Here is a 9,205-nt window from a genome sequence, read left to right on the forward strand (position 1 = left end):
TTCCCAGCCTCCCGTCAGCGTATCTGCACATCAGCCCCAGCCGGGCGTTTCTGTAAACAGCTGTGTGTCGGAAAACAGGGTCCAGCCCTCTTCTCCGGTACTAAGCCGTTTCATTTTTACATAAATCATATCCTCCGCAGCAGGCACGAGCGCAAGGCTGTTCATCTGTTCGCCCGGTTCCATAATAAAAGAGGGTTCGCCCGAAGGGTGCTCTTCCCACGCTTCATAAAAAGGGATGGCAAGCTGTGCCGTATACACATACGGTTCCTCACTTACAAGAGGAACCTTTATCTCATATTCCGGCTGCATCATCTGTTTCATCCGGTTTTCTTCCAACTTGAAATCCAGCTTTACGTAATAACATCCGAACCCCTGTGTAAAAACAGGAGTATCCGCCCATACTTCCATTGTTCCGTCACCCGGCAGCTTCATATATCTATTGCTGTCAAAATCGGATACCCCTATCCGGTACAGATTTCCTGTCCCATTCAGTACCTCAGCCTCCTTCAGATCCCCAAGCTCCCTGAGCGTTCCCTTCTCCAGGCTGAAAAATTTCATCATGGAAAAACAGTCGTTATCTTCCTGCCCCTGCAATACCAGTTCCTTTTTTCTGTCGGTTCTGTCCAGATCGATCACCCAGAGCCGGTAAGCGCTGGAAACCGTCTGCTTTGTTTCCCAGGCCGTCTTTCCGTTGATATCGATAGCAGCGCCGTCCGTTTCATACGCGTCCGCTTCCTTCCTGACATGATACCGGATGCTGTCCGGCATACCGTCACCGTCCAGATCAAACCAGGCCGTCTGCTCCGGCCGGACAGAGAAGAAAAGACCGTTTTCTTCTTGTTCGGCACACCGCTCCTCCCACAGTTGTTTTAACACACCGCCCGGGCCAAACCATTCCGCCGTCGCCAGTTCCCCCGTCAAAAGCCCGGCAATACCGTCATTTTCATTTTCTACCGTCAGTGCCCCGTCCTTCCAGCTGCAGGTCAGATTCACGTTCCGATCCTCTTTGCCCAGATTCAGCTGTACCAGGCCGTTTCCCCGCAGCCAGATTTCCTTAATCCAATAGTTATCCGACTCATAGGACGATAAGCATTCCGCTGCACCGGGCAGGGTGAGAAAGCTATCCCGACCCACAGGAACCGCTCCGTATTCATGGAAACTTCCCTCTTTATAGTAAAAATAACAGGGCTTTACCGTGCGCCCGGTCCCGTCCTCCCTGGCATCCAGGCTGCTTTGGTACAGGAGATAGGTTCCGTCCCCGCTGCCCGTAAAAGCTTCCCCCTTGCCGGAAAGTACGCTTTCATAGGGCCTTCCTTCCGAAACACCCCACAGCAGGGAACATGCGGAGCTTCCCCCGCCGGACTCCGTATACCAGAAAGCGGTATTTTCCGGTGTTTCCACAACAGCGCTTATATCCTGCAGAGATTCCGGCGTTTCTCCCCCTGTCCCCACAGGCACGGCTCCCTCCTCCGATACAAACCACCGGCGGCCTTCCAGAACACCGTTATGATTCACTCCGGTAAAAGCGAAGGCCTCCCGTTTCCCGTCCCCGTCGAAATCGGCACAGTCAAACAGCAGAATCTCCTCTCCGGCCGTTTCCTCCACCAGGGAAAACAAAACGGCATCTCCGCTGCTCTTATCCTCCTGCGCCCCGGAACCGGCAGCCGGAAGCTGTGTGTCTTTTCCTTCGCAGCCTGCCAGCAGCAGGCCCGATAACAGGCAGAGAATTATTACACGTTTTATTTTCATCATTTCCACCTCTTCCTTCTAATAAACAATAAAAATAAAGGTTCCGGAGGAATCCTCCGCGGCTTCCAGTATTACTGCATAGGTTCCGGTTTCCGGTATGGTATACTGACAGTTAAACGGTGTTTCCGTATCCATCTGAATTACCTTATCTCCCTTTTCATTCGTTAGGGTAAGTTTCATTTGCCCGCTTCCTGCATTTCTTGCCGCAGCTACAATATCCCCTTTTTCCAGTTCTATTTTTCCTTTCCGTTCCTTTGTCAGCGCCAAATCACAGGAAAAATCTCGCTGCTCCAGATATTCCTTTTTATCCTCGTATATGGTTTCCTCCGCTTCTGTCATCTCCTGCATGGTAAAACGAAGCCTGATATTGAAATTCTTTCCTTCCGGCTTTTCCAGTATGAGCTTTACCGGCCCCTCAGGAAGCGTAATCCCTGCATCAATGGAATTGCTCCCGGTCCAGCCTGCGCCGCTTCCCATCAGGCTATTTACGTATACTACCTGCTCCGTTCCATCCTCTTCCACGAACTTTAAACGGAACGGATTTTTGATTTCCGTCCGTTTTGCACCTGCTGAAATAAGCGCCGCTTCTCCCTGAATGACGATATTTTTCGGTACGGCAAGCTCTGTATCCAGAAGCACCGTATCCCCTTGTGTATCATCGGTAAAATTGGCTTCATACCGGCCGCTCACAGCCGCTTCGTCCAACTGCTGCCAGCCTGACGCAGGGTCTGCCTGCGCCCGGCCGGATACACCGCAGCCGGATACAAGCATATGAAGAATTACTATGGATATCATGAGCTTTCCCGTTCCTGTTTTCATCCACTTTCTCCCCGCTCCCGTTTTACTTTTATCCTTATGTTTTGCCGTTGCAAACAACGGATACGAGCTTTTTATATTATTCTACTCCAAAACAGCCGCGATGTATAGAAGCAAGACCAATTGGAATCAGATAAAAAACATCTCTGATTTTACGCAAATACGCCCCTCATAGACAAATCTACTTTTAGCCGGCAGTAAAATCCTGTTAAATTTTTTATAATTCAATAAGAAACACCCCCAATCAAAAAGTCTGTACCTGCTGCGCCGGAACGATATGCCTTTTTAATCAAGGGCGCGAAGCGCAGAAGCCGCATAAAATAAGGCTTAGAGATTCCGAGAGTCTATATAAGAAGTGCAAAGAAGGCTGAATATGGAAGCAATAGATAGGGGTAACAGAATTACAGAATAAAAAAACAAAAATCATGTGCATTGTATTGCAAATTAGGTGCAAACAATATAAACTATAAGTATCAGTTAGAAGGGAGTTGATAACATGGCCGGCAATACAACCAACATCAGCATTCGTATGGATGCGGAACTGAAATCTCAAGCGGATGAACTTTTTGCAGAATTAGGCATGAATATTTCCACAGCGTTCAATATTTTTGTCCGTCAATCGCTCCGTGAAGGTGGTATTCCTTTTGATATTTCGCTGAATAAGCCAAATAAGGAGACTGCAGCCGCAATGCTCGAAGCGGAAAGGATTGCGAAAGACCCTGCTATAAAGGGTTATACTGATTTAAATCAGCTTTTCGCAGATTTGAGAAAATGACAAAATATACCGTTAAGCCTACCACGCAATTCAAGAAAGATTATAAATTGGCAATCAAGCGCGGTCTAAAAATTGAACTATTAGAGGAAATTATCTGCAATCTTGCAAACGGTGTACCTCTGCCAGAGAAAAACAAAGACCATGCACTTGGCGGCAACTGGAACGGACACCGTGAATGCCATATCTTATCCGATTGGTTACTTGTTTATCGGCTAGAGAATGATGTTCTTGTCTTAACTTTGGCTCGCACAGGCACACACAGTGATTTGTTTGAAAAATAGGAAGATACCGCATGAGGAAACCTATATATTTTTAATCAGCAATATAGAAGTTTTTGCAATGACTCCGGGCATAAGGGTAATAGATCTTTCCCGGACAGTCTGCCCGAACAAAGGGACGGAATTACTTCCGCAAGACAGCAGCAATCCCTGAAAACCAAGGCCGGCAAATCCATTTTCAGGATTTGCCGGCCCAAGTATTTAGTACATATGCCCGGCAGCCACATTTTCATTTACCGGTACATTTACCGGTTCTTTTTCAGATGGTCGCCTGAATCAGCGACTGTTGGTTGCCGGCCGCCAGCTCCCGTACCTTCTCCATATCCAGGCCCAGCGCCTCCGTCATACGGCGTCCATACTCTTCATCCGCCCAGTAACAGTGCACCGCATGTCGGTACTTGATATTCTCCGTTACGGGTTCGATATTCCCCGCCGTATTCTCAATCAGCAGATCCCGTTTATCCGGCGCCATCACCCGCCACAGATCACCGCCTGCCCGGAAGCAGTCGTCCGTGGGATCCTCCTGGGGATCATAAGCGTACAGGGCGCCTTCCAAATCGAGAGGCGGTTCGCAGACATCCGGCTGCGACGCCCATTCGCCCTGACTGTTGGGGGAATATGCCGCCGCGCGTCCATAGTTTCCATCGGTACGCATCAGCCCGTCGCGGTGATAATCATGTACCTCCACCTTGGCGCGGTTTACCGGAATCTGGTTATAATTGACACCGAGCCGGTATCTCTGGGCATCTCCGTATACAAACAGCCTGCCCTGAAGGAACTTGTCCGGTGAAAAGCCGATTCCCGGAACCACATGGGCCGGTGTAAACGCCGCCTGCTCCACCTCCGCAAAATAATTTTCGGGATTCCGGTTAAGCTCCAGCACACCAACCTCGTGAAGGGGATATTCCGCATGACGCCATATTTTGGTAATGTCAAAGGGATTTTCATAGTGCTTTTTCGCCTGTTCTTCCGTCATGATCTGCACATACATTGTCCAGCGGGGGAAATCCCCTTTCTCTATGGCGGTAAACAAATCCCTGCCGTGGCTTTCCCTGTCTTTGGCAATCAGGGCTTCCGCCTCATCGTCTGTCAGGTTTTTTATCCCCTGCTGTGTCCGGAAATGGAATTTGCACCATACTCTTTCCTTCTTCTGGTTATAAAAAGAATAGGTGTGCTCCCCAAAGAAATGCATGTGCCGGAAGGTGGCGGGAATCCCCCTGTCGGACATGACAATGGTCGTCTGGTGGAAGGTCTCCGGAAGAAGCGTCCAGAAATCCCAGTTATTCTGTGCGGAGCGCATTCCGGTACGGGGATCCCTTTTCACGGCGCGGTTGAGATCCGGGAAATTATGTACGTCCCTCAGGAAAAATGTGGGGGTATTGTTTCCCACCAAATCCCAGTTTCCTTCATCAGTATAAAACTTTACCGCAACCCCTCTGATATCCCGTTCCGCATCGGCGGCTCCCCGTTCGCCGGCCACAGTGGAAAACCGAAGGAACAGATCGGTTTTCGTGCCTTTCTGCAGGACCTTGGCTTTCGTCCATTGGGAAATATCGTGCGTACATGTAAACGTACCGTACGCACCCCACCCCTTGGCATGCATACGTCTTTCAGGAATCACTTCCCTGTCAAAATGAGCCAGCTTCTCAAGAAGCCACACATCCTGAAGCGCTACCGGCCCTCTCGGCCCGGCTGTCAGGGAATGCTCGTTTTCCGCTACGGGCGCCCCAACCTCATTGGTCAGTTTTTTGTTCTCCATAAAATACCTTCCTTTCTAATCGATAACAATTATCAATATCATTATTATAGCATGTCTCACAAAATAACACAAGACATTTCGCATAACAATTATGCAAAATGCCTTGTAATATGCAACAGTTCAGCCGGCCCCCTGTCGTCCCTAAACCAGCTTTACTCCCAGCCCCTGCCGGATAAACGGCAGATATTTGACATATGCAGGATCCACCTGCCCGATAACCGTTACCCTTTCTTCCGCCGGCAGATCCACCCGCGCGATTTCCAGTTCCCCCATATACCGCAGATATTTTTCATTGGACAGGGAAATGCTTCCTGCGGGCCTTTTCCCTGTGCCCAGGGGACTGATGTGCTGTTTGCACTGTCTGGATTCCTGGGAACGGATGACCAGTTCGCCGGAGTCCGGCCGGTCATGGTGTATGGTATCCCTCACGAAATCGAATTCCGGCAGGATATCCGCCTTCAGCTCCACATAATCCCGGCTGAGGCAAGCGATATCCTGCCAGGCCTTCTCCGTCACATCCACATCCCCCACCAGAACCACGTCGCACAGCCCGTCATAATACAGCTCCAGCATATTCAGGAGAACCTCCTCCTTCCGGTTCCGGTGGGACTCCGCCGTGGGCAGCCCTTCCTCCAGCGGCCCGCGCAGTTCCTTGTTCCCGGGTACAAAACCCAGGATGGTAAATCCAAGAAAACGCAGTCTTTGGTTGATTTCACGGATTCTCTGCAGGGAAAGGCCCGTCAGCGGTTTTGGGTAGAAATTATGACATGCCGTAAAACGGCTGAAATCCGCCCCGGCCTCCCGCCACGCCCCAATATCGCTTTCTGTTATGGTGGAGGCGTTAAAAACCACATGGAAGCTTTTTGCAAGACGTACCGTATCCGCAGCCGAAAAGCCATAATCCAGACGGATATGGGTAATTCCCATGGGCTGCAGTTCGTCAATCCGTTTTACCCCCAGCAGTTCCAACGTTTCAGGGCCGACATCCACAATCAGGTTCATGCCGTTTTCCCGGCAGAGCTTCAGCATATGGCGGATGTCCCCGCGGTAATCTGCCCCGGTTTCCTCCGGTATATGGAGGGAGGTAAAGGCATATTTCACTCCGCAGGCAGCCGCTTTTGTTATAATCCGCTCATTTTTCCGGATTCCTGTTGAGAAATAAAGTGAGATCCCCGTATTCATATCTGCTCCCTTCTGTACCCGCCGGCACGTCACTGCATTCTTTTTTATGCGGCATGGCTCATTCTCCGTAGACTTCGTTGATCCGATCTTCATCCACACCAAAGAAATAGGTTACCAGAAACCCACCCACATAGGCTATCAGCATGGAAATAAGAAACGTAAACTGTTGTCCCGGCTGCATGATCAATAAGCCGAACAAGCCGGAAACACCCTGGGATATGGCACCCAGATGGAACAGGGCTGCCGCCGCGCCGCCAAAACCCGAACCGATGCAGGCCGTCAGGAAAGAACGTCCCAGGGGCAGAGTTACCGCATACATCATGGGTTCCCCGATCCCCAGGATTCCAACCGGTATGGAATCCCTGATATACCCTTTCAGCTTCTTGTTTCCGGTTTTTATATACAGGGCCACTCCTGCGCCGACCTGTCCGCCTCCTGCCATCATAAGCATGGGAAGCAGATAATTGATGCCGCCGGTCGCCCCGGCCGGATCATTGAGCATGGCATGGATCGGTGTGAGCGCCTGGTGAAGGCCCACCGACACCAGGGGCAGGAAGCCGGCTGAAAGAATAAAACCTCCCACGACTCCCAGCTTTGCATAAACAAAGGTGAGTACCGTAAAAATCCCGTTTGTCAGGATTTCCCCCACAGGCTGTATTACCAGGAGCGCCGCAAGGCCGCCCAGGATCAGAACTAGCAGCGGGCTGATGAAGGTATCAATGATATCCGGCATGATCCTGCGGATCGTTTTTTCCAGAAAAGCAAAGAACATACCTGCAATCAGCGCTGCCAGAAGCCCTCCCGCCGCCGGATTAAATACGTCGTTGGTAAAGGGCAGCAGGATCTGGGAATCCTTATAGACAGCCAGCAGGGGCATGGCAGGATTGGCAATGGACATGGCTCCCGCAATCGCGCCGAGTACGCCGGATCCGCCGAACTCCTTCGCCGCATTGAAACCGACCAGAATAGGAAGGTATGCAAACAGTGCCCATCCCATGGTCCGGATGCACTCATACCACCATATGCCCGACAGGGTTCCGCCTGTGGAGACATTGATGACATTGCAGATCCCGTTAATCAATCCGGCCGCAATGATCCCGGGCAGCAGAGCCACGAAAATATTTGCTATTTTTTTCAGGAAACGCTGCACCGGTTTATCATGTCTGGCTTTCTGCTTCGCCTTATTCTCCGCCGTCACTGCGGATACATCCTCTTTCTTTTTCGGGGCCGCCCCCGGATCCTCCGCCACGCCCTTGGCAATGCCCGTTAACCCGCAGAACGCCTCCAGAACCTTATTTACCTTTCCCGGCCCAAAAACAATCTGCAGGGTATCGCTCTCCACCACTCCGAGAACACCCTCCAGCTTTTTAACGCCTTCCAAATCCACGCTGTCCATATTCCTGATACCCACGCGGAGCCTTGTCATGCACGCCGCATTGGAGGATACATTTTCTATGCCTCCCAGGAGTACCAGAAGCTCCTTTGCTGTCTGTTTGTAATCCATACTCGCTTTCTCCTTTTCCTCGATTCACCCGATACGATTCCGGTTTTCCTTCAAGGCCTCTTTTATTTTGCCGCCGGCCCCGGAAAGCTTGTCCTGGGCCTGCGCCGCACCGCATCCCATAATCAGCAAGGTAACGGCTGTTTTCACATGGCCGCCTGCCTGCGCCAGCGCAGCTTCCGCTTCTCCTCTCGTACAGCCGGTAGCTTCCATGGTGATATTCTGCGCCCGCACCACCAGCTTTTCATTGCTCTGCTTCACATCCACCATCAGGTTTTCATATGCCTTCCCTATCCCAACCATACTCGCGGTGGATATCATATTCAGCACCATCTTCTGGCAGGTACCGGCTTTCAGACGCGTGGAACCGGTGAGCACCTCCGGCCCGGGCACCGGCTCGATGGCAATCCGGGCTTCTTTGCCAACCTCGGAACTTTTGTTGCAGGCTATGGCCACCGTTTTGCATCCGATAGAATTGGCATATTTCAGGCCATATATCACATAGGGGGTTCTCCCCGATGCCGCAAGGCCGATAACGGTATCCTTTTCCGTCAGCCCCAGTTCCTTCAGATCCTGTTCACACAGGGTATGGCTGTCCTCCGCCCCTTCCACCGCTTTCATAAAAGCATTCCGGCCGCCGGCAATCAGGCCAACCACCATTCCCGGATCCACGCCGAAGGTAGGCGGGCATTCCACCGCATCCAGGACTCCAAGCCTTCCGCTGGTTCCTGCGCCCAGATAGATGATTCGTCCCCCCTTTTCCAGACTCTCTGTAGCCCATTGGATCGCTGTGGCGATTTCAGGCAGCACTTCTTCCACGGCCTTCACGGCTTTTGTATCTTCCCGGTTCATAATCCGGGCTATTTCAAGAGGAGTCATTTCATCCAGCTTCATGGTATCCGGGTTGCGTGACTCCGTCGTTAATTTTGATAAATCAATCATGGCGCTTCGCCTCCTTTTTTCTTAATATGTGTCCGTTCTTACCATTTCATACAAATATTTTTCCAAAACCTGTAACTGCCCCAGGATGGCAGTCGGGGAAACCATGGCGGCACCAACTTTTTTCTATATCCAGCGGCTATATCCAGCGGGGGTAAAATTTCAAAGTGAATTCGTGATATCTACCAAACATTGATTTTATAGCA

At 51.0% G+C, this 9,205-nt stretch carries 8 protein-coding genes; 2 read left to right on the forward strand and 6 right to left on the reverse strand.

Annotation, left to right across the window (positions count from 1 at the left end; genetic code table 11):
* Positions 1–30: 30 nt before the first annotated feature.
* Positions 31–1,752, reverse strand: coding sequence for a hypothetical protein (locus DXA36_RS29490; protein WP_118682840.1), 1,722 nt, complete (start codon positions 1,750–1,752; stop codon positions 31–33).
* Between the two features lie 15 nt (positions 1,753–1,767).
* Positions 1,768–2,568, reverse strand: a complete 801-nt coding sequence (locus tag DXA36_RS29495; RefSeq protein ID WP_118682841.1) for a hypothetical protein — start codon at positions 2,566–2,568, stop codon at positions 1,768–1,770.
* A gap of 493 nt (positions 2,569–3,061) precedes the next feature.
* Between DXA36_RS29495 and DXA36_RS29500 the strand changes: the two genes are divergently transcribed.
* Positions 3,062–3,340 (forward strand): type II toxin-antitoxin system RelB/DinJ family antitoxin, encoded by a 279-nt coding sequence (locus tag DXA36_RS29500; RefSeq protein ID WP_118682842.1) that lies wholly within the window; start codon positions 3,062–3,064, stop codon positions 3,338–3,340.
* Positions 3,337–3,621, forward strand: coding sequence for a type II toxin-antitoxin system YafQ family toxin (locus DXA36_RS29505; protein WP_118682843.1), 285 nt, complete (start codon positions 3,337–3,339; stop codon positions 3,619–3,621). The genes DXA36_RS29500 and DXA36_RS29505 overlap by 4 nt, the downstream gene beginning before the upstream one ends.
* Before the next feature lie 256 nt (positions 3,622–3,877).
* Here DXA36_RS29505 and DXA36_RS29510 read toward each other — a convergent pair whose 3' ends face one another.
* The 4 genes from DXA36_RS29510 to murQ all read right to left on the reverse strand — a co-directional run bounded on the left by DXA36_RS29510 (position 3,878) and on the right by murQ (position 9,002).
* Positions 3,878–5,377 carry a catalase gene (locus DXA36_RS29510; protein ID WP_118682844.1) on the reverse strand — a complete coding sequence of 500 codons (1,500 nt, stop codon included), beginning with the start codon at positions 5,375–5,377 and terminating at the stop codon, positions 3,878–3,880.
* A gap of 141 nt (positions 5,378–5,518) precedes the next feature.
* The gene (locus tag DXA36_RS29515; protein ID WP_118682845.1) at positions 5,519–6,559 is read right to left on the reverse strand and encodes a MupG family TIM beta-alpha barrel fold protein; all 1,041 of its coding nucleotides are present in this window, start codon (positions 6,557–6,559) and stop codon (positions 5,519–5,521) included.
* A 58-nt stretch (positions 6,560–6,617) separates the two neighbouring features.
* Positions 6,618–8,063 (reverse strand): PTS transporter subunit EIIC, encoded by a 1,446-nt coding sequence (locus DXA36_RS29520; protein WP_118682846.1) that lies wholly within the window; start codon positions 8,061–8,063, stop codon positions 6,618–6,620.
* Between the two features lie 24 nt (positions 8,064–8,087).
* Complete coding sequence (gene murQ / locus DXA36_RS29525; RefSeq protein ID WP_118682847.1) at positions 8,088–9,002, reverse strand: N-acetylmuramic acid 6-phosphate etherase; 915 nt, start codon at positions 9,000–9,002, stop codon at positions 8,088–8,090.
* Positions 9,003–9,205: the final 203 nt, after the last annotated feature.

Origin of the sequence: Eisenbergiella sp. OF01-20 (assembly GCF_003478085.1) — a bacterium.
Taxonomy (GTDB): Bacteria; Bacillota; Clostridia; order Lachnospirales; family Lachnospiraceae; genus Eisenbergiella.

Coding starts and splice junctions, on each gene's coding strand:
- DXA36_RS29490 (WP_118682840.1), bottom strand. CDS start 1,752: ATGATGAAAATAAAACGTGTAATAATTCTCTGCCTGTTATCGGGCCTG.
- DXA36_RS29495 (WP_118682841.1), bottom strand. CDS start 2,568: ATGAAAACAGGAACGGGAAAGCTCATGATATCCATAGTAATTCTTCAT.
- DXA36_RS29500 (WP_118682842.1), top strand. CDS start 3,062: ATGGCCGGCAATACAACCAACATCAGCATTCGTATGGATGCGGAACTG.
- DXA36_RS29505 (WP_118682843.1), top strand. CDS start 3,337: ATGACAAAATATACCGTTAAGCCTACCACGCAATTCAAGAAAGATTAT.
- DXA36_RS29510 (WP_118682844.1), bottom strand. CDS start 5,377: ATGGAGAACAAAAAACTGACCAATGAGGTTGGGGCGCCCGTAGCGGAA.
- DXA36_RS29515 (WP_118682845.1), bottom strand. CDS start 6,559: ATGAATACGGGGATCTCACTTTATTTCTCAACAGGAATCCGGAAAAAT.
- DXA36_RS29520 (WP_118682846.1), bottom strand. CDS start 8,063: ATGGATTACAAACAGACAGCAAAGGAGCTTCTGGTACTCCTGGGAGGC.
- murQ (WP_118682847.1), bottom strand. CDS start 9,002: ATGATTGATTTATCAAAATTAACGACGGAGTCACGCAACCCGGATACC.